The organism is Blautia schinkii (assembly GCF_013304825.1).
In the GTDB taxonomy this organism is placed as follows: Bacteria; Bacillota; Clostridia; order Lachnospirales; family Lachnospiraceae; genus Blautia_A; species Blautia_A schinkii_B.
The window spans coordinates 1-22,072 of record NZ_JAAWUO010000028.1 but is presented as its reverse complement, the minus strand read 5'-3'; the positions used below and the strand labels follow the sequence as shown (position 1 = coordinate 22,072).

16 protein-coding genes, 1 pseudogene and 1 riboswitch are annotated in these 22,072 nt (G+C 40.3%); of the genes and pseudogenes, 2 read left to right on the top strand and 15 right to left on the bottom strand.

What is annotated here, in order from left to right; genetic code table 11:
- Positions 1–65 precede the first annotated feature (65 nt).
- The 10 genes from HFM85_RS15540 to HFM85_RS15495 form a co-directional block, all read right to left on the bottom strand.
- The gene (locus tag HFM85_RS15540; RefSeq protein ID WP_173739125.1) at positions 66–1,415 is read right to left on the bottom strand and encodes an urease accessory protein UreH domain-containing protein; all 1,350 of its coding nucleotides are present in this window, start codon (positions 1,413–1,415) and stop codon (positions 66–68) included.
- A 186-nt stretch (positions 1,416–1,601) separates the two neighbouring features.
- Positions 1,602–3,233 (bottom strand): PAS domain-containing protein, encoded by a 1,632-nt coding sequence (locus HFM85_RS15535; protein ID WP_173739124.1) that lies wholly within the window; start codon positions 3,231–3,233, stop codon positions 1,602–1,604.
- 146 nt (positions 3,234–3,379) lie between these two features.
- Positions 3,380–3,455, bottom strand: a riboswitch (cyclic di-GMP riboswitch).
- A 77-nt stretch (positions 3,456–3,532) separates the two neighbouring features.
- Positions 3,533–5,695 carry a 1,3-beta-galactosyl-N-acetylhexosamine phosphorylase gene (gnpA, locus tag HFM85_RS15530; protein ID WP_119240610.1) on the bottom strand — a complete coding sequence of 721 codons (2,163 nt, stop codon included), beginning with the start codon at positions 5,693–5,695 and terminating at the stop codon, positions 3,533–3,535.
- 39 nt (positions 5,696–5,734) lie between these two features.
- A complete protein-coding gene (locus HFM85_RS15525; protein ID WP_173739123.1) occupies positions 5,735–6,850 on the bottom strand; it encodes a phosphotransferase enzyme family protein in 1,116 nt (371 codons plus the stop codon).
- Between the two features lie 76 nt (positions 6,851–6,926).
- Positions 6,927–8,951 (bottom strand): beta-galactosidase, encoded by a 2,025-nt coding sequence (locus tag HFM85_RS15520; protein ID WP_173739122.1) that lies wholly within the window; start codon positions 8,949–8,951, stop codon positions 6,927–6,929.
- A gap of 152 nt (positions 8,952–9,103) precedes the next feature.
- Entirely contained in the window at positions 9,104–9,934 is an 831-nt protein-coding gene (locus HFM85_RS15515) for a carbohydrate ABC transporter permease (RefSeq protein WP_173723223.1), read from the bottom strand.
- Positions 9,927–10,826 carry a carbohydrate ABC transporter permease gene (locus HFM85_RS15510; protein WP_173739121.1) on the bottom strand — a complete coding sequence of 300 codons (900 nt, stop codon included), beginning with the start codon at positions 10,824–10,826 and terminating at the stop codon, positions 9,927–9,929. The genes HFM85_RS15515 and HFM85_RS15510 overlap by 8 nt, the downstream gene beginning before the upstream one ends.
- 90 nt (positions 10,827–10,916) lie before the next feature.
- Positions 10,917–12,206: an ABC transporter substrate-binding protein gene (locus tag HFM85_RS15505; RefSeq protein ID WP_173739120.1), complete on the bottom strand. Its 1,290-nt coding sequence runs from the start codon at positions 12,204–12,206 to the stop codon at positions 10,917–10,919.
- Positions 12,207–12,526: 320 nt separating this feature from the next.
- Positions 12,527–13,039 carry a hypothetical protein gene (locus HFM85_RS15500; protein ID WP_173739119.1) on the bottom strand — a complete coding sequence of 171 codons (513 nt, stop codon included), beginning with the start codon at positions 13,037–13,039 and terminating at the stop codon, positions 12,527–12,529.
- Positions 13,040–13,125: 86 nt separating this feature from the next.
- Positions 13,126–14,061 carry an AraC family transcriptional regulator gene (locus HFM85_RS15495; protein ID WP_330594934.1) on the bottom strand — a complete coding sequence of 312 codons (936 nt, stop codon included), beginning with the start codon at positions 14,059–14,061 and terminating at the stop codon, positions 13,126–13,128.
- Positions 14,062–14,586: 525 nt separating this feature from the next.
- Here HFM85_RS15495 and HFM85_RS16810 point away from each other — a divergent pair.
- Positions 14,587–14,769: pseudogene (locus HFM85_RS16810) on the top strand (type III toxin-antitoxin system CptIN family toxin); the annotation flags it as partial.
- Between the two features lie 401 nt (positions 14,770–15,170).
- The gene (locus tag HFM85_RS15485) at positions 15,171–17,417 is read left to right on the top strand and encodes a tetratricopeptide repeat protein (protein WP_173739118.1); all 2,247 of its coding nucleotides are present in this window, start codon (positions 15,171–15,173) and stop codon (positions 17,415–17,417) included.
- Positions 17,418–17,454: 37 nt separating this feature from the next.
- Here the strand turns inward: HFM85_RS15485 and HFM85_RS15480 are convergent, their stop codons facing one another.
- The 5 genes from HFM85_RS15480 to HFM85_RS15460 form a co-directional block, all read right to left on the bottom strand.
- Complete coding sequence (locus tag HFM85_RS15480; protein WP_173739117.1) at positions 17,455–18,327, bottom strand: ATP-binding cassette domain-containing protein; 873 nt, start codon at positions 18,325–18,327, stop codon at positions 17,455–17,457.
- A gap of 3 nt (positions 18,328–18,330) precedes the next feature.
- Positions 18,331–18,987 carry a transporter gene (locus HFM85_RS15475; RefSeq protein WP_243873909.1) on the bottom strand — a complete coding sequence of 219 codons (657 nt, stop codon included), beginning with the start codon at positions 18,985–18,987 and terminating at the stop codon, positions 18,331–18,333.
- The gene (locus HFM85_RS15470; protein ID WP_173739116.1) at positions 18,984–20,054 is read right to left on the bottom strand and encodes an ABC transporter permease subunit; all 1,071 of its coding nucleotides are present in this window, start codon (positions 20,052–20,054) and stop codon (positions 18,984–18,986) included. Before HFM85_RS15470 ends, HFM85_RS15475 begins: the two co-directional genes overlap by 4 nt.
- Positions 20,055–20,170: 116 nt before the next feature.
- The gene (locus HFM85_RS15465) at positions 20,171–21,349 is read right to left on the bottom strand and encodes a sensor histidine kinase (RefSeq protein WP_173739115.1); all 1,179 of its coding nucleotides are present in this window, start codon (positions 21,347–21,349) and stop codon (positions 20,171–20,173) included.
- Positions 21,337–22,011: a response regulator transcription factor gene (locus tag HFM85_RS15460; RefSeq protein ID WP_014080778.1), complete on the bottom strand. Its 675-nt coding sequence runs from the start codon at positions 22,009–22,011 to the stop codon at positions 21,337–21,339. The genes HFM85_RS15465 and HFM85_RS15460 overlap by 13 nt, the downstream gene beginning before the upstream one ends.
- Positions 22,012–22,072 lie beyond the last annotated feature (61 nt).

Here is a 22,072-nt window from a genome sequence, read left to right as displayed (position 1 = left end):
AGTCTTACCAGACTGGATTCCCACCAGTTATATATTTGGCACCGAACTGGCGCACGCCTCCTCTATTACTCTGTAACATAAATCGTTCCCGTGATCATTCCCATCCAGCAGGTATAGGTATAAGTCCCTGCTTTTTCCGGGGTGAACTCGAGAGTATTTTTCCCGTTTTCAAAAGTATATTCCACACCGAAATCCCTGAGGATCATTTTATAATTGCATCCATTGATGCTGCCCTCTGGTGCCTGGATCTCCCACTTCACCGGTTCCCCCGCCTTCACTGTAATGTCCGGGTACTGCCCGGATCTCAACGTGCTGGAAACATACTGCACGCCATCTTTTTCTACTGCTGAAGTCTGGTCATCATTCTGCATATGATCTGCTTTTGCCGCTGTTTTTTCACCGGACCTGCTGCCCAAACCCGACAATGCACTTCCCTGAGACATCATAGACAAGCCCATAACAACCACCAGGATTGCTCCTGTTTTCAGGATCTGTCTGGTAAACTTTTTTCCCAGCGCAGAAAAAAGAGAACCAAATCCCAACATCAGAGGAACCGTTCCCAGACTGAAATAGAACATGGAAAAAGCTCCTGTCGCACAGCTTCCGGACGCCAGAGCAACAATCTCCATAGACTGCAGCGGCCCACAGGGCATAAAACCATTACACAGCCCAACGAAAAAAGGTGTCCTTTTTTTCCACGAAGATTTTTCTCCAGGAAACGGAATACGAATCCTCAATTTCCGAAGCCCTGGGAAAATCCCCAGCATATTTACCCCCATAACGACCATGATAATTCCAACCAGAAGTTTCAGATATCCCTGAAACGCTGAAGAAGTCTGCAGACTATCCCCGCTCCCGGCCAGGCCGCCCAAAGCTCCCAGCACGCCGCCGATCACTGTATAGGAAACAACACGACCCACATTATATGCAAAAGTATTCCAAAACATTGTCTTTGATATTCCCTCTGCGCCTGACTCTCCTTTCCGCAAGGTCTGGAAAAGATTGATCCCGCCGCACATGGCAATACAATGTACAGAAGTGATCAGTCCGATCACAAAAAGCATTCCATATCCCATTCCTGTCTCAGCAAGAGAATCCGGTGCAAGGCGGTTAAGAATTCCCCAGTGCTGCAATACCAGTAACAGAAGAGCGATCACAAAAAACTCTCCAACAGCCTGCAGAAATCGTTTTCTCCTCAATTTCTCAGTTGGGATCACCTGATACCCCAGATCCTCGATCAGTCTCCCGATCTCTTCCAACGTGATTTGCTTCGGATCATAGGAAAATTCTGCCTGTGACTGTTCATAACTGACTGTGATATCTGTAATCCCAGGTGTGGATCTCAGCGCCTTCCAGATCCTGGTCTGACAGTTGATGCAGGTCATGCCGTCAATATAAACAACCGTATGTTTCACTGTTTTACGTCCTTTCTCATAAAATTTTCCAGACAAAAAACTGTTACAATAGATCATATCTTCTACTGTAACAGCTTTTATATCCTACTTTTGCGATAGGTTTAATTATATTATTGTCTTTTTCTTCTGTCAATGGTGGCAGCTGATTTCACAGAATCTTCACGATTCGGCCACGTAACTGCGGGACTAGATCTCCACAAGCTTCTCTTCTGTAGTATCCTGAGCCATGAGCAGTACTTCCTCTGCCTTTCCCTCTTTCCATGTAAGTGGAGAGATTGCAATAGATTTAAACTGTTTCTCATCCCTGGTACAATATTCAAAACGGTAAATATCATCCGGCCCTTTCAGCATTTTCCGTATATTTTCCACTGAAAAAGCCTGCTTCAGGGTAAGATTACCGGAAACGGTCTTAAATCTGGATGCCATATACTCTACAAATTCGCAATATTTTCCCTCCGGTTTACATGCAGAGTCATTCATATTCTGACTGTAAAAATGATAAATATCCCGTTCCAGATCACATGCTACATAACAGTCAACAAGCTTCACCGTACCTTTAATCAGCTGATTCATGATCCTGTTCTGGTTGGTTATTTCCTTAAGATTTTCTTCTTTTCTTTTTACTTCTGTGACATCACTTACAAAACCCAACGCATAACGGGGCGTATCCCCGGCAGAGTCCCGGATGATCACATTTCGTATCCAGCGCATATTTCCGTTCATCAGGATCCTGCACTCCAGATTGATTTCTTCGCTTCCCTCTTCCAGCTTCCTGGCAATATAAGCCCGATCATAAAATTGTTTCATCATTTCACGGTCTTCCCAAACCACATAAGTATCCGTGAAACGACCGATCATCTCATCCCATGTGATGTTTTTCTCGAACATTCCTGCCAGCTCTCCCTCCATTTTCATGGAATCAAAACTGTTTTCTTTAAGATCCACATAATATTCACAGAGGTTGGCTTTCGTGTATGCGCGGTGAAAAGCATCTGCTCTCCTAGTGTACTGCGCTGCTTTTTTCTCTTTATCAATATTTACAAAAATTCCCACCATATGAAAAGCGGTTCCATCCGCACAGCGGCTGACTTCGCCCTTGTCCCTGAACCACTGATAACTGCCGTCTGCCAGACGCATCCGGTATTCCACATCATATTTTGTCTCGTCTGTACAATCCCGAAAAGCATCATAAAAAGCCCTGTCAACCATTTCAATATCACCGGGATGGACTCCTGCTTGCCAGGTTTCCAGGCTGTCGGGAAAATCCAGTATATTGTGGTATCCCAGCATTTTTCGAAATTCATAACTAAAAAAAACATCTGTGGGTTTTCCATGCTGATCACATTTCACAGACCAGAAGCCTGAGCTTATGACCTGGTTGACCAGCTGCATGTTTTCCTGCATCTCATCAATATGAGCAGACAAAATCCAGAGCGGTGTTCCCTCATTGTCAAAGGAATCTGTTTTATAGGCACGTATTTTCACAGGTGCTCCTTCTTTATTCAGCATCTTTACATCCTCTGAACCATGAATCTTCACCAAACGCTCATTCCGAATAAAATCATCATTCTCACCACAGAATACATTTTTCAGTGATCCCGAAACCACTTCCATAAATTCTTCATAACCGTATCCCAGATTATGCAGAAAAAATTCACTCACATATGCTATGGTAAGATCCTCGTCATAATAACCGGCTATAATGCCTACCGCCTGATTATCTTCAAGGGCAATACTTATGGCAGCATATGACTCCCTGCAAAGCTTAAAATCACCAGACGAATATAATTTTTCTCCTTTAAACAACTCCGTATTCATCAATCATTCACTCCGTATTCCCAACTGCAGCAGTTTTCCCGAGTTTGATCCATGACGCACGGGCATATACTCTCACGTATTTTTACACACTAAAAAAAACAGGGTCAGGATATAGACATGCAACTATACCGTTCCCTGTTTCTAATCCCTGCAACTGGCTGCCATTTTAAAGGCCCTATAGCTTTGCGTCACAGCTTTTCAACTGCTTTGCCCATATATTCTTTTCTTAGATCTGTACTATTATACCCTTACTTACAGGCACTGTCAACAGCTCTTCCTGATTTATCTGAGCTGCTTTTTTAAATCTGATACCAACGGATCTCATTGGCCTCCAGATGAAGGTCAAAGCTGCTTCCATCGCCTGTGTAAACAACAGTATCCTGTGGCTCATAAGTGTTGTTTACCACACAGTATTTACCATTTTCTACATAAGCGTGCACTTCCACATTGTAATTGGAAGAAAACCAGCAGTGAAGTTCCTCCTCTGCCGCCGCAGACCAGAGCACCGCCCTGTAAAGGACACGGCTGTTGCAGAAGCTGTAAGGAAGTCCGCTGATATAAACGCCGCGTCCTTTTCCAAATGTTTTTACTGCCATCTGCACCTCCTGGTCTTTCTGGATCAGGATTTCTGTCTCAGGCAGTGCAAAAATATTCTTTTTTCCTTCGCCAAAATCTACAGTTCCGTCTGTATCTTCCAGGATAAAATGGTTCTTATGCTCTTCCCAGTTATACTTATCTGTGTTGAGATTAAATCCTCGTTCTTCCTCCACACCTAAAATATCATCCAGCTGGAAGAATTTTCCCTGCCACTGATGAGCAGCCGGTTCCCCTACACCAATGAAACCGCCGCCATTATAAACAAATTTTCTCACAGCTGTAAGGATCTCAGGATCAGCCCAGTTCGCTCCGCCGGACTGTGCAGTGTCCGCGTCTCCCACATTGATGATCACATCGAAATCTTTTAAAATATCTTTGTTCTCACGGATATCGTCAAAACTGATAAAAGAAACATCAAATGGTGCACCGCTTAAGGCCTCGATAATTCCGAAATACGAATAATTCTGCTTGTAATAGATTGCATGATGTACCATATGGTTACCCCAGGAGCGCATTTTTCCCCAGCAGTTCAGGACTGCCACACGTTTCACGCAGTAAGGTGTTGTTCCCCGGATATTGTCATAAAGCACACGGAATTCCTGGCAGACTTCTTTAATATACTGTACAAAATCCGGGAACTCCAGAGCCAGCTTCAGATAACCGCCGTAACCGATTCTCTGGATCGGGCTTCGGAGAATCGCTCTTCTTGCTGTCACCCAGTTTACTTTCGCTTCTTTTACAGGATCGCCACCTTCATGGAAAGTATCCGGGAAAAAGTATGGCAGAAATCTTCCTTCTGTATATTTCACATTTTTAATATCGCTGAACAGCCGCAATGTTGCGCCATTTCCAACACTTCCCACAACTGCATCCAGTCCGATAGAAGCAAACTCGTCCATAAAAGGCTCCATGCCGATCCAGTGATCTCCCATAAACATCATGGCTTCCTTTCCATATTCATGGACAATATCTACCATTTCTTTTGCAAGCTTGGCAACTTCTCTTCTCTGGAATGCCTGGAAATCTTTAAATTCCTTTGACGGAATACGGTATGTATTGTTCATATATCCCTGATCAATAATGAATTCCGGACGGAATCTGTATCCCACTTCTTTTTCAAACTGCTCCAGAATATATGGACTCACTGACGCGGAATAACCGAACCAGTCTACATATTTTTCTCTGGCAAGCTCATCGAAGATCAGGGTAAACTGATGGAAAAATGTTGTAAAACGCACCACCTTCACATAATCATGGGAATCCAGAAATCTTCTCAGTCGTTCCAGGGAATGTGCACGTGTTGCAGGCTGACGCACATCAAAGGTGATCTGCGGCTCCACATCCTTCCAGTCATTGACTACTGCATTGTACATATGTACAGGGTCCCACATAATATACGCCAGAAAACTTACAGTATACTCATGAAATTCTTTGGCTGGTCTGATCACAATATTTCCTGATTTTTCATCATAAGTCCAGTCTTCTGTGCTCACGTTTTCCCCTGTGGTACGATCGATAACCTCCCACCAGCGTTTAATATCATCTCTGGTATTTACAGCCAGCATATCCGGATACAGATGATCCATCAGATGGATTTCCAGCGTATCGGAAACTGCTGTGTGAAAAGCTGTCATGATATACATCTGCTGGATTTCTTCCGGATGTGCCTTTGCCCAGGCATTATCTTTTCTGGTTGTGTAGTATGTGGCATAGATCTTGGCTCCCGTCTCTTTCAGCTCTGCCGGAAATTCCGTTCCGTCACAGTCGCGGATAGCATCTGCTCCCCATTCATCCAGCATTTCCAGAGTTTCAGGGATCACATCAAGGTCTGTAGGGATCGTTACCCTTCCTTTTGTCTCTTTCATTTTTGTTCTACCTCCATTATATTTTTTCAGGAAAATCATCTATTTCTGATATCTGTGCACAATTTCCTGCATGATATCCCATTTCTGTTCCATATCTTTTACCAGCTTAAACTGAGTCCGGCATCTGTCCAGATTATGCTCTTCCCGGTCGATCTTGTAATAATGGTCTCCTTCCAGATAATCGGTAAGAAAACGGATACCACATTCATAAGTCATCACCTTGGCTCCCATTGGAAGAAGCTCGATTTCTTTCCTGGTAAGCTTATCTCCGCAGCTTTCCAGAAATCCTTTCACATAAGCTTCATACAATTTCATATTACAGGAAACTTTGCTTAAGTCTTTTTCATCCTCAAGTGCTGTGCTGGCTCCAAAACGGATGGCATCACCGAAATCATTCATGGCAAGCCCAGGCATCACAGTATCCAGATCCACCACGCAGATGCCTTTTCCCGTTGCAAGATCGATCATAACATTATTCAGTTTCGTGTCATTGTGGGTGACTCTTAAGGGAAGTTCTCCTTTCCGCAAAAGATCTCCGAACACATCGGCTATCTCTTCATGTTCTAACGCGAAATTGATTTCTTTCTGCACGCCGGATGCCCTGTGGCAGACATCTTCTTTCACAGCATTTTTTAATGCCTGGAGACGTTTCTTTGTATCGTGGAAATCCCGGATCGTCTCATGAAGTGTTTCAGCAGGATAGTCTGCCAGCATTTCCTGGAATCTCCCAAATGCAACCGCACTTTCATAAAAATCTTCCGGTTTCTCCACAAGATCATAGCTTACTGCATCTGTAATGAAAATATAGGATCTCCAGTACGCTCCGTTCTCATCAATCAGATATGTTTTTCCATCTTTTGCAGGGATCAGATTCAGAACTTCACGTTCCGGATCCCCTCCATTCTCAATGATCTTACATCTCAGATGCTCTGTCACCCCTGCAATATTGTCCATCAGTTCTTCGGGATTTTTAAATATATCACCGTTGATCTTCTGTAATATCACCTTAATGGAACCCATATTTCCAATTCTGTATTTCAGAAGATAGGTTCCATTGATATGCCCGCTTCCGCAGGGTCTGCATGAAACAAGCTCCCCTGTAAAATCAAAACCGTCTGCAATCTTTTTTATCTGTTCTTTTAATGTTTCCTTCATATTACCTTCTCTTTTTGCCCCCCCCTACATTACCAAAAAGCATATCAGTCTCCGGCCAATATGCTTTCTGATATTTTTATTTTTTGCGTTTGAGAATCCTGGTCTGCAGCGGACTCATATTCTCACTGTCTGTTCCATAGATAACTTCATATTCTTCCGGCACAGATACTGTCTGCGTTTTTCCGGCAAAATTCTGGATAAAAAGATACTCTGTATCTTCCGTCTCCCTGGTTGTCACGGAAACACCTCCCGGCACAAACTCAAGTGGTGTATCCACTCCTGCCTCATCTGCAGCGCGGCCGAAGAAATCTTCATAAAAAGCAGCTTCCATATCTGCTGCAACATAATAAACATGGCCTTTTCCATATTTTTTATGTGTCAGGACCGGATATCCCTGATAAAAATCCTCGCTATAACGCATCATCACTTCTGCATCCGAAACTTTCGCAAGCTCACATAGATTTTTACAGGTATAAGTCTTTGTAATTCCAAGATGATTTCCGGTTTCCGGGATTCCGTGATTTTCTTCCCAGTCATAAAGCGCATCGATCTCTTCTGTACGGATACCGGCAGCTTCCATCAGTCCGTTAGGTGTACCTTCAAGATAACATTTATCCGTCTCATCTACAAGACCTGACCAGTAGGAAATTACAAGTGTACCGCCATTTTCTGCAAAGGTGCAAAGTTTTTCTGCATAACCATGATAGAACATATAGGCCATTGGCACTGTCAACAATTTATAATCTGAAAGATCATGTTCCATCGTAATAATATCCGTATTGCAGCCCTTTCTTCGAAGTGCACGGTACTGTTTCTGCACACATTCCTGATAGTGCATATCCTCGTTCCGCGGTCCCTGGGCATCTTTCAGTGCCCAGTCATTTTCTCTGTCATAGAGAACTGCTACCTGGCATTTTATTTCGCTTCCAACAATCTCCCGGATCTGTTCCAGTGCCTCTCCAACCTCTGTAACCTCGCGGAAAACTCTGGTATCGTCGCCACCGTAATGATCGATCACAGCACCATGAAATTTCTCAGATGCTCCCTGGCTCTGTCGAAGCTGAAAATACAGCACACTGTCTGAACCATGGGCAACTGCCTGGAGGGACGCCGCCAGATGCATTCCCGGCTTCTTCAGTTTGTTGATGGGCTTCCAGTTGGTTGCAGAAGGACAGGATTCCATCAAAAGGAACGGTGCTTTCCTGATGCTTCGCATAAGGTCGTGCTGCATGGCTCCGTCAACAGCTGTCGTATATTCGTCTTTTTTATGCCAGCTTGGATAATTATCCCAGGATACGATATCCATGACATCTTTAAATTTCTTATAATCCAGTCCATTATAATCGTACATCAGGTTCGCTGTTGCAGGAAGCTCTGATCCACCTGCACGGATCGCAGAAATCTCATGTCTCATAAAATCTACTGTCCGGTCTGTGACAAAACGCTTCCAGTCAAGGGTCAGCGCATGGAGGGCGTTTTCCCCTTTTGGTGAAGGGCTTTCGATCTGGTCAAAACTGTTATAAGTATGGCTCCAGAATGTTGTACACCAGCTGGAATTTAAATTCTCAATAGTTCCGTATTTCTCTTTCAGCCATTCCCTGAATTTTTCCTGGCACAAAGGACAGTGGCATTCACCGCCGTATTCATTCGAAATATGCCAGAGAATTACTGCCGGATGTTTGCCGAGGTGTTCGGAAAGTTTCTTATTTATATTGTAAATCTTTTCCCTGTATACCGGAGACGTGTAACAGTGGTTATGCCTTCCGCCAAAAAATCTTCTTGTCCTGTCCGGATCCACACGGAGAACTTCTTCATATTTATCTGCCATCCATTTAGGCCTTGCTCCGGATGGTGTTGAAAGAATCGTGTAAATGCCTTCTTTATAAAGATTATTGATCACATCTTCCAGCCAGTCAAAATTATATCTTCCTTCTTCCGGTTCCAATACAGCCCAGGAAAACATTCCCATGGAAACGGTATTGATATGTGCCTTCTTAAAATATTCAATGTCTTTTTTCAGAATGTCCGGTCTGTCAAGCCACTGCTCCGGGTTGTAATCACCGCCATGCAGAAAATGGTCATATCTGATCTGCTTTGCCATTTTTTTCTTTCTCCTTATATTTTTATTATGACACTTTATAAAAAGGATGCTGCGTGATCCACTTGAAGCATATTATACAATATACCTACAGATTTCGACAGCATCCTTTTGAATTTGACTCTTATTTGTTACTGTTCACTTCGCAGTAACTCTTATTTAACAGCTCCTGTGATACCTTCTGCGAACTGTTTCTGTAATACGAAGAACACGATCATAGTCGGGATGGAGCAGAATAATACACCGCACATCAGCATACCATAATCCGTTACATAGCCTGTAATCAGGTTGGCGATCAGCATCGGCATTGTCATTGCCTTGTTGTCTGTCATGATTACCTTCGGCCACAGATACGAGTTCCACGCATTCATGAATGTGATAACTGCTGCTGCCGCATATGTAGATTTCATAGTCGGAATAAACATCTGGAAAAAGATCCTTACCTCACTTAATCCGTCAATACGAGCTGCTTCAATGATATCGATCGGGAATGCTCTTGCATTCTGACGGAACATCATGATCATAAATGGTGTGGAAATGATCGGAAGGATAAAACCTACCGCTGTATTTAAGAGGCCTGCTTTGGAGAACATCTTAAATAACGGAACCATTGTGGCAACCTGAGGAACCATCATTGCAAGAAGCAGGATGGAGAACAGTCTGTCTTTCCATCTGTCATGATATACCTCAAATCCATAACCTGCGATAGAGCAGATCAGAAGACAGATAACAGTAGTCAGTACCGCATAAAACAGAGAGTTTCCAAGTGCTCTCCACAGCGGCTGCTGTGCTGTCAGGTTCTTAAAGTTCTGCATAAAATATGTACCCGGAAGAATCCGGCCTCTGGATACATCTGTGGATGTATTGGTTGCTGCAGAGATCATCCAGTATAACGGAAATACAGAGATAAATGATACGATGATCAGGAAAATATATGTAGGGATCAATCTTCTCTGGATCGCGGATTTATTCTTTTTCTCAGTCACGTGTATCACCTACTTTCAAATTGATAAAGGCCAGGATAGCTACCATGATAAATATGATAAACGACATTGCTGCAGCATATCCGAAGTTTGGCACATTAATAAAGCATGTATTGTAAACATAGTGAGACATTGTGATGGTTGAGTTAGCCGGGCCGCCTTTTGTCAGGTTGACAGACTCATCGAACAACTGCAGTGTACCGTTAATAGACATGATGAATGTCATGATGATCGTCGGTTTCAGAAGCGGTACTGTAATTTTCCAGAAAGTCTTCCAGCCGTTGGCTCCATCAATCTTTGCTGCCTCATATACGGAATATTCGATATTCTGAAGTCCTGCAAGATAAAATACCATGTTATATCCGGTCCATCTCCAGATCAGCGCGATGATAATTACAATCTTTGCACTTGTGGAGTTTCCAAGGAAGTTATAACCGGTTGTTAAAATTCCAAGTTTGATCAGGATACTGTTGATCAGACCATCTGTTGCAAACATGGAACGGAAGATCAGGGAATAAGATACAAGAGATGTCGCACATGGAAGAAATACACATGTACGGAAAAATCCTTTGAATTTCAGATCTTTGTTATTCAGAAGCTGTGCGAGCAGGATCGCAAGGATCAGCATGATCGGCACCTGGATAATAAGATACAGAAATGTATTGACAATGGACTGCTGGAATACTTTATCCATCATAATACGTTTATAGTTACTGAAGATCGGATCCGCAAACCTCATGTTTGCTCCGGCACCTGTCTGTAAAGAAATGATAAATGCACGGATCATCGGATAAAAACTCATGACAGCGATCATAATGGTTGCCGGTGCCAGAAAGATCCAGCCGGCCGCTCTTTGTTTCGCTACCAGAGACATGCCACTTTTTTTGGAATTCACAGGAACTCCTCCTTTCAAACATCTAAACCTTTACATAAGACAAGGGACTGCATGCAGTCCCCTGCTCTGTATTTCATTAATATTTCAGCTTTACTCTGTCATCTTGAATGCCAGTGTATCCTGTGCTTCCTGAAGTGCAGATTCTTTATCTGCGCCGTTTACAATATTAACAACAGCTGTGTTGATGCACTCTCTTGCCTCATAGTGGTACGGAGTTTTTGTAAATTCCGGAATGTGTGAAGAGTACTCTACAATTGTTGAGAAGATCGGCTGGTTATTGAAGAACTCGCTTGGCTCATTGTAAACTTCAGACTCACCAGCCGGCAGGTAGCAGGAAATTGCTCCTGTTTCCGGAAGGATTGCATCATAGAAGTCTGTGCTGGAACCAAATGTACTTGCAAGGAAGTCCTCAGCAAGCTCTACATTCTTGCAGTTGGATGTAATGTACCAGGAAGATCCGCCATTGTTTGCATAGTTTGTAGCTGTATCAACGCCGTCAACTTTCGGCATTGTTGTGATCTGCCACAGACCCTTCTGATCCTCTGTTCCCATCAGTGTAGCTGTGATCCAGTTACCGTTAACGATACCGGCAGCCTCTCCGCCTGTGATTGTGGAGATGTACTCATCCCAGTTATTTACTAATTTAACAACATTGTTCTTTACAAGATCCACATAAAGATCTACGCATTTCTCTGCTGCATCGTTGCCAACGATATAAGCCTCTCCGTCATCATTTACGAAGTTTGCTCCACAGGACTGGATCATCATCATCAGAGTATCGCCACCTGTTGCTTCACTTGTAAGGAGATATTTACCTGTTTTTTCGTGAACGTCTTTTCCGATCTCCATGAATTTGCTCCATGTGATATCTGTAAGATCATCAATGGTATATCCTGCTTCTTCCAGGATATCTGTACGATAGCAGGCAATTGCTGCACCGTTATCAAACGGAACTCCGTAATGTGTGTCATCTACCATGGAGTAAGACTGTTTCAGTTTTCCGAAATCATCCCAGTTGATATCCATATCCTTCAGATCTGTGAAAGCATCCGGATAACTCTTCAGATATTTCTGATAGCTGTTGTCCTGCATCAGAACGATGTCCGGAAGTGAGCTGTAATCTCCGGCGTTTGCTGCTGTTGTAAGTTTGGTCTGGCAGTCATCAGAAGATGTCTCAACTACATCAACCTTGAATCCTTCGTGATCCTTTGCATACTGCTCACCTGCAATATTCATAGCCTTGATGTTGAAGTTCTGATCCCATGCCCATACAGTCAGGGTGTTATCGTCATCACCTTTTGCATATACTGCTGTAGTAGTTGCAGCAAAAGACATTGCCATGATACCTGTCATTAATACTGCGAGTAATTTTTTCTTCATTTACTTTTCCTCCTTTATTAAGCATTTCCCGTTTGCTTATGAATGGATTATAGCATCCGTATTTCCTCTATAGTTTGCAGAATCGTTCATATAATGTGCAATTTCAACCATTTTATCAGTTTTGCACTATTAATTCTCATGTTAAAGTTCTTTTTTATACATTTTTATCATTTTCCAATTATTCTTTCGTTGTTACGGCAAAGAAAAACCTTCTTTTTCGACATTTTGTAGAAGCTTTTCGTCAAAAAAGAAGGCCTTTGTCTCTATTTCATAAATTTTTTCATTGTTTTTTGTACATATTTTACAAACATTTCCACATATTATGCAAAATAAACCTTTTCTGGAAACTGTGTTTTTATTGTGTGGAGCATTTCTTCTGTCAGATCAAGGAGCAATTTTATCTTCTGTCCGTCCTCTTTTATGATCATAGTGTAGTACGGTACATCGTCTTCATAAGATGTGTAATCATATTTTTTCAGTTTCTCTGTTCCTGTGTTCTTTTTGTATTTTGATACTTTTTCATGCCAGTGGGGAGCTGTCACTTCCATATCTTCCAGTTTCAGCACATGGGCTGTTTTTCGGTATTTTTTTCCATAGATCACATCAATGGTAAGTTCACCATTCTCCATGGTATATTCATAATCCCTCTGACTGAAAATATCGTACACAAAATAGAGAAGTGCAAGGAGGAATCCGGGAAGCATAAATGCCTGGGAAATAGTAATTCCCATCAGCACAAAAAGAGCAGCAAAAATCACCATCACTTTCCGGAGTGCTCCTGACATATGTTTCTTTTTTCGTGAGACCTGTTCCACGATTCTGTAGTCGTACATTTCTACCTCTTTCCGTCTGATGTGCCGATACAGCATTTTTATATGTATTATGCTTTTCTTTCACATCAGATCCATGTATTTATTTGCTACCACCCTTCCTCAGAGTGGATATCAAATTTCAGAAGCTGCTGTTCATAATTCTCCGGACGTTTTCTCCACTCCAGAGGTGTCATCCCTGTAATCTGTCTGAAATTCCGGTTGAATGTGGAATTGGTGGTGAAACCGCATTTATGTGCCACATCTGCAATAGGCTGGTCTGTTTTCTTAAGATAATCACAGGCCGCCTGGATACGTATGGTGTTGATATATTCCAGCGGGCTCATTTTCATATACGATGTAAAGATACGTCGAAGGTGCGTCTCACTGATATGGCAGTGCTCCGCCAATTCATCAATACGGATATCCTCCATGTAATGATCCGAAATATAATCCTGGCAACGCGAAATCAGATCTGTAATCTTTCCTTTATCTTCACTATATTTCTCTTCTCCTGAAATTCTGTTGACCCTGGCAATCTCTACCAGGAGTGATGCCAGAATCCCCTTGGCCTCTTCCAGATAAAATTCTTCCCCATCCCTCATGATATTCAGGATTTTGAGAACCTTACCTGCCATTGAGCTGTTATCCGTTTCGTTCAGAAAAAGAGCTCTGGAATTGATCCGCTGAACTATTTTTTCTTTTTTTGCTGAATTATCAATTAACCTATCCATAAACCCTTCCACATCAATAAAAAGATATTCCCATCTGCTGATCGTTCCCAGATCGCTGTTGGTCGTGTGGGGATAGTTCTGTGGAATCACTGTAAGTTCCCTGCCATGAAACCGGACCTTATCCTCTCCCAGGATCAGAAATCCCTGTCCTTCATAGCAAAAGCCTATCTCCAGATAATTGTGAAAATGAAGGTAATCCACATCATTTCCATAATTCTGGATCCATTTCTGTCCCAAAAGAGCCAGTATCGGACTCCCCTCCGGCATCTTATAGTATCGGAGCTCCATTTTAGGTTTTCGTTTTTTTGCCACAGATATTCCTCCGTATTCAAGTCTTCCTGTTATCTTACAGCTAACTATAAAAAAAAGCAACCTGCATAACAAACGTACAGTTTTGAAAGGTAAAAATAATTCGCGCTAATAATACTAAGATTTAAGCCGATTTTTTTGCGATAAGGTAAAATAACACCACTTTACAACTTTTTCATAAAAAAATATCGCACAGGGCTTTCTGATGTATAATGAATTTGCTGAAAACATTACAAAGGAAAGTGACTCTGTACGACAAAAGCATTATACAACGAAAAAACACTGATTGGTAGACTTCATCAATATTTTTTGATTTACGTAAATTTTCTATTTTTATTGACATATTTTCGCCACAACCATATAAGAATGATAGAGACGGGATTTCTGTCATCGAAAATATTGTTTGCCCACCGTTGGCGGCTTATAAGTGATCGGCTCGAAAATATTGTTCGCTCACCGGAAGCGTCTAATAAATGTCCGGCTCGAAAATTTCGGCCCTGCCGCATGGCAGGGCTTATTTTATAGGTGATGAACATGATATATCAAGAAGGATACGTTTACCATATTAAAGATGAATACTTTGAAAAAGTACAGGATTCCAACTTAATGCAGAACAAAGAAGGCGGTGCATACCGCCCTATTTTTTATTGTCTGCGTGATAGTAAAACTTCTCTGTTATGGATGGTTCCACTCAGTTCTCGTGTAGAAAAGTTTAAAGCAATACACGATAAACAAATGGCTAAATATGGAAAGTGCCTAACGATTGTTCTTCCTCCAACTCCCGGAGGACTTCTTCGCCGTACTTATCAATCATCCGTACCAGAAAATCAATGCACCGCTCAAATTCAATATTCTGTTGCATAAGCTCCTCCCGTTATTGTTTTGATCTGAGCTTATTTTACAGAACTTGCCGGAAAACCACATTGAATAGAAATTGATTGTAAATTGACACAATCAATTTAAAAATATCCGTATTTTCTTGAATCGAATGTATGTTCGTGTTATGATAGATATACTCAATCTTAACTACGAAAGGGGAATTTCTATTGAATCGATGCGATTTTTCTTCTATTAGCACTTGCTTAAAAAATCATATCAGCGAAAGTAATCAAATGAGTCAGCCTGATTTTTTATACGAATTATTTGAAGATTTTATGGATGATCCGGCAAATCAAGATTTTTCTATGGATAATGGTCTGGTTTGTCGTTGGCTGACTGGTCAAGCAAAGATCAGTCCTAAAATATCCGCTTACTATTCCAAGCCATCCAATCAGGAAAAATTAGCCCATACCATCCACCAGAATCTTCTTCCACTGATGTCTGACTGTAATATGGCTATACAAGATATTTACACTTTATTCATTCAGGATGACAGCATCTCAAATGCGAAAAAGAAAAATCTGACTCCCTTATATAAACCAGCCAGTTCAAGACTGCTGTTCCTTGCAAAACTGATTTCTTTTGGCATGGGACGCCAATTCATCAAACGTAATACCAAAAATCAGAAGCTGCTCGCCGGAGGTGCTTTATCCCCCATTGTGCTGGATTATATTATGGACAGTGAGGTTCCGAAACCATGCCGTCATTTTATCGGAAGAGATAAAGAACTGGAAGAATTATATACCATGCTTGAGGAAAACCGTCATGTTTTTCTTTGCGGAATCGCCGGAATCGGAAAAAGTGAACTTGCCAAAGCCTACGCAAAGCGGTACATAAAGCAATACACCAATATCCTTTATGTAGAATATACCGGCAATCTTCATCAGGATATTACTGACATGGATTTTATTGACGATCTTCCGGAAAGCACTGAACAGGAACGGTTTCAAAGACATAACCGTTTCCTGCGTTCCCTGAAATCTGATACTCTGCTTATCATAGATAATTTTAATGTCACTGCCACACAGGACAGCTTTCTGTCAGTAGTATTAAAATATCGCTGCCAGATTTTGTTTACAACCAGAAGCAAACTGGATGAATACTGTACTCTGCCATTAAAAGAAATAGAGGACATGAACGCTCTCTTCCAGCTGGCATCAGCATTTTATTCAGAGGCAGACACGTACCGGACAACAGTTGAAAAGATCATCGAAACTGTTCACTCTCATACTTTTGCCGTGGAACTGGCAGCAAAACTTCTGGAAAATGGAATCTCGACTCCAGACCAGTTATTAACAAGACTTCAGGTGGAAAAAGCATCTTTCCATAACGAAGATAAAATTAAAATAATCAAAGATGGACAAAGCAGCAAAGCCACCTATTATAGTCATATCCATACGCTGTTTTCTTTATACACTTTATCTCTTAAACAGCAGGATATCATGTGTAATATGTGCTTTCTTCCTTCCACCGGTATTTCTGCCCGTATATTTGCCAAATGGCTGGAACTGTCCACACTAAATGAAATCAACGATTTAATTGAGACTGGTTTCGTTCAGACAACAACACGTCGCACTATCTCTCTGCATCTGATGATTCAGGAAATCACCCTTTCAGAGACAAAACCATCTGTAAGTAGTTGTCACACGTTGCTGGATTCTTTACAGCACATATGTTTAATGCATGGAATGGAAGTAGATTATTATAAAAAGCTATTTCAAACAATCGGAAATATCATAGAATTGATTGAAAAAGATGATATGCCAAAGTATCTGCTTTTTCTGGAAAATGCATTTCCATACATGGATAACTATAACTATCACAAAGGTATGAAGGGAATCATTCAGGAACTGAAGGTGCTGTTAAAGACAAAAAGCATTGGCACCAACTCTGACCGGGCGTTATTACTGGATTTTCAAGCAACCCTTGAAACCAAACCTGAAAAAGCAATAAAACTGGAAAAGGATGCACTTGCCCAGATAGAAAATATCACTGCTGACAATGCTCGTCTTGTTTCCAACCTTCATGCCAATCTCGGTGGACTTTACCGCATAAACGGTCATCCCGATCTTGCAAGAGAACACATGGAAAAAAGTATCTCACTGCTTGACCAATTTAACCTGCTTCATATAAATGACAGCATACCTCAGATTGCCAATTATGCAATGTTCCTGACAGAACAGCAGGAACCCGAAAGAGGAATCTCCGAATTGCAAAAATTATCCGGCATCATCAAGGAATACCATTCCGATCACTGTCTGGATTATGCCAAAGTACAGGAAACCCTTGGAACCATTTATCTGATGACTGCCAATCTTCCGCAAGCCAAAACACATTTTAAAAGAGCTTTCAAAATATATGAAAAGATCTGGGCTGATGAACCAGAAATGATTGAAGCAAAATATCAGGAAATTCAGGAGTTATATCCACAGATTGGATTTTGCATTGGAAAAAATCTATCCGGTCTTTTAACAAAATAAGCATAATTTACGGCGGGCAAGTTGCCCGCCGTTATATTCAACTATTCGTCAAATAAATATATGCATCTTCCAAAGTGATATCATTATCCAGGACACAATTCTCATTTGGCTTTCCTTTGCTTAATATTTTCATATGAATTCCATTTTCTACATACTGCTTAGATGATATAGAATAATTGGCTTCTAACAAACGGGCTTCTTCTGCATTTTGTACCGTACAATTCCAAACACAGCCCTTTGCATTTTCCAGCAACCCACTCACGCTTCCAGAATATAAAAAACTTCCCTTTTTCATAATGGCAAGCTGTGTACAGGTTGCTGCTAAATCTTCTACTACATGAGTGGAAAACAGCACAGTTCTATCCTTTGAAAAATCAACCAGAAGATTGCGGATCCTGATTCTTTCTTCCGGATCTAACCCAGTTGTTGGTTCATCAATAATCAAAAAATCCGGATTATTAAGAAGTGCCTGTATGAGTCCGACACGTCTCTTCATACCACCAGATAATTGCCGCATTTTTTTATTCTGATGCTCTGTAAGAGAAGTCTTTTCCAGATAATAGGTAATTCTTTGTTCGAGGTCGTTTCTGGATACTCCTGACAGTCCCCCCATATATACAAGACATTCTTTCACCGTAAGATTCGGATATAAGTCGATTTCCTGTGGAAGATAACCAATCTTTTTCTGTATTTTCTCATAATTTCCCTCGTTATACAGAATTCCATCAATGGAAACCATTCCTTCCGTTTGTTTTAAAACGGTTGTAAGAACCCTCATCAAAGTGGTTTTTCCAGCACCATTCTCACCCAAAAGTCCGTAAATTCCCTTAGGTATTTCAAGAGATGCCTTATTTACTGCAACTACACCATTTTTAAATCTAACTGTTAAATCATTTATTCTAATACTCATAATCTATCCTCTTTTCTTTAAAGCCATTGGTAATACTGCAAATAAAAACAGACCCACTATAAAAGACACAAGCGTTCCATAAATCCAACTCTCGGACATTAATTGAGTAGGTTCACAAAAGCTGAAAGAAAACAATCCCAGATTTCCGAAAAATGAACTTCCCGCTTTTGATATAAGTCCAATGACAATTCCAAATAAACATCCAATACCTGCCCACATATTTCGAAGCAATGTACACAAAATCACAGAGCATATACTCCAAAACCAGATAGTTCCAAACATTGCAATGAAATATAAAAGAAATATCTGAATACCCGAAATGCCTTCGTTTACACTGCTCGGTTTTTGCCAGAAAAACAAAACATATCCAACACAGGAAAGTATTAATAAATATAATATTTGAACGCCCACTCTCTGCGATATTACTTTTAACTGCTTTTTTTGATCATACAAATGAAATACATCGGCACGCTTACTTTTTACTTCCATCAAATATGTGTCACTACAAAAAATAATTGTTAAAAATGCTATTGGAGACTGAATTGCTGAACCGATTTCTTCATAGTATATAATCGGATGAATAACACACAATATCAGTATAAATGCACATGAATAAAAAATCTTATATAATGACAGGCAGTTTTTTAATTCCGTTTTCAATGAACCCTCCTCCTTTTCCAGATTATGACAGAAATACATACTAATATAACAGATGAGATCACAAGCATAATCTGATTTATATTTGACATTTTGGCTGCATGTGTTTCAAAAAACCTGCCAGGAAATCGCACCATAATAGAGAACGGTCTCATATAATAAATATCATTCTTCTTGGTCAGCATATTTGAATATATAATGTGTAAAAACAAAACTGGTGCTGCCGGAAGCGGATTTTTAAATATTAATGCTGTAATTGTATAGACACAACATATCATCAAAAGATTCGGCACAATATAGATCAGAGAATTCACGCAAAAATCAATTGGTGTTACCGGAAAGCCTGATTCTAAAGATGTTTTCAAACACAGCATAAAGAATATAACATTCAACATCACTAATACGCCCAACATACTAATGAATCCGCTGATTACTTTCCCGCATATATATTGAATTGCTGTAACAGGCTTTGTATGTAATAATTCATAGGTATTTTTTCGTGTATCCTGAATAAATAAAAATGATAGCAAGACTGTTGCAAAAAAGGCCATATGCAATCCTGCAAAATCCGTAAATTTTTTGGCAAAGTACCAGGAAAAAGAATGTTCGGATAATTTCCGCTCGATATAATGATTGATTTCTTCTGCTGTCCCCTTATGAATTTCAAGGTCATCATAAGCATATATTGCATTATAATAGCCATATTGGGATTCCAAAAACTCAGAAGCAGTCTTTACATCCATATTCTGAATTTCTTTCATTACATGATCTGCTTCCTGCCTGCTAAATCCAAAACCATTTTGGGAGGTGTCCATTAACGTCTCTTTGATCGTATCTTCCCACTCCCTTCTTCTTTCTTTATCATCAGATGTGGGAATGTACCCATCCATGACATCAGCATCTTCCAATGCTACGTCATTTTGTGTGACCTGTTCATTCTGTTTGATATAATGAATTTGCAAATACGATGACAGACATTGATACATACTGGCAACTATAATAATCAAGCCAATCCACAAAACAGGGTTCTTTAAATAATCAAGTATACTTCTTTTTATGATTGTTTTCATTGTATCTCTTCCTTTCTTTATTTCTTTAACAACATCATACAAATCAATTCTCAATAAATTCACAACAAAAAAGACTAAAACCACTTTATTTGTGATTTCAGCCTTATAAAGTATTTTTATTCAGCTTTGAAAAGAGCTTCTACATGAGCACCGCCTTGTCTGGCATTATATATTTTCAAATTTCCTCCATGCTTTTCACAGAAAATACGAGAAATATACATACCAAGACCAAAATGCTTTAAATCATCTTGTGGATTCTTATGATAAAATGGCTCTGTTACTTTTTCCTCAGTATCCACGAATCCTATTCCATCATCTTCAACAGAAATTATAAGAAAACCATCCTTTTTCTTTATCTGCAAAGCAATACTTTTTTGTGCATATCGAACCGCATTTTCCAGTAAGTTGTCTGTCACTTCCATGACAAGTTCCTCATCCACTTTCACAATGTTTTGTTCCTGCACTCTTTCTACCTTACATAATTTACTTTCCTTCTTGGACAGCATGGCAGCTTCTGCCTCAATCTTTTTTGCCAGTTCCGATAATTCTATCTCTGAGCATTGCAGTTCCCTCTGTTCTAAATGGGACATTTTTCTCATGTTTTCCGTGAAATGCTCTATACGGTCAATCTGATACATGCCTGTTTGTAAGATATCAATAACATCCTCTGTTTTTATACTCTCAGAAGAAACAAACTCTAAGAGCATTTCCTGATACCCTCGCAATATGGAAAGTGGAGAACGTATATCATGTGCAATTGCATTCCGCAAAGCCTTCTCGTCATCAATCATTCGCCACATCTTTCCGTTGTTATCTGCTAAAGCACTTCGCATCATTTCAAATTCTTTACACAAAGTTCCCATCTCATCTTTATTTTCATAGGACACATGAAAATCCAGTTCATTATCTGCAATCATTTGTGAGGCATCTTTTAGTTCCTGTAGAGGTGTCTTTAACTTATTTTTATAAAAAAAGAATACCGCAGCAACACTCCCAACAATCGAAAAAATCAGTACCGAATATGTTTCCATAAAGTCACACATTTCCGAAAGATGATAGTCCAAACGATTCATCTGCGATTGATTAGGTCTTGATATCTCAATCTCGTATTTCTTTCCATATTGCTGAAACACGTCCGTATAATCTGCATAATCAATATATTTTTCCCATATTTTATTCTGCATATTTCCTGCAAAATGAACTGTAAATCCAGATAACAGAAATGCTGCCGTTAAGCTGATCACAAAATAAAGCAGAATTGTTTTTTTCAGTGACAAGTTTCTTATTTTTTCCATCGGTATCCAATCCCCCATACGGTTTCTATGTATTCTTTTTCTGAATAATCCGCTATTTTTTTCCTTATACGCCGTACTAATTCCGTTATCGTTCTACTGTCCCCTTCCGCATCATATCCACAGACTTGTGCATATATACGTTCTTTATCAAACACCTGCCCTGGATGCATGGATAAGAATTCAATAATCTGATATTCAATTTTTGTGAACTCCATCCTGTGTCCAGCTATAGCTACTATTTTTTCAGAATAATCAATCAGCATTTCATCCATAAAACGGTATTCCGTTTTTTGTTGATGCCTTTCTTCTCTCTTTATGTTTGTGACAATCCTTGCTTCCAACTCCCGAAGACTAAATGGTTTCGTAATATAATCATCCCCACCCGAAAGCAACCCATTAATTTTATCATCTTCATCAACTCTTGCTGTTAGAAACAAAATCGGACATAACACTTTACTGCGTATCAGACGACATACTTCAATCCCATCCATACGTGGCATGTTGATATCCAATAAAATAATATCCGGTTTCATTTTTATTTTATTTAATGCTTCCATTCCATCTGTAGCCGTAATGGTTTCATATTGTTTCATATTAAAATAACTACAAAGCATTTTCACCAATTCTTTATCATCATCGACAACTAAAATCTTGTATTTCATCCAAACCGTCGAGTAGACTTTGTCTCGACTTTTTCACATCCTTTCACCATATATTGTTTTG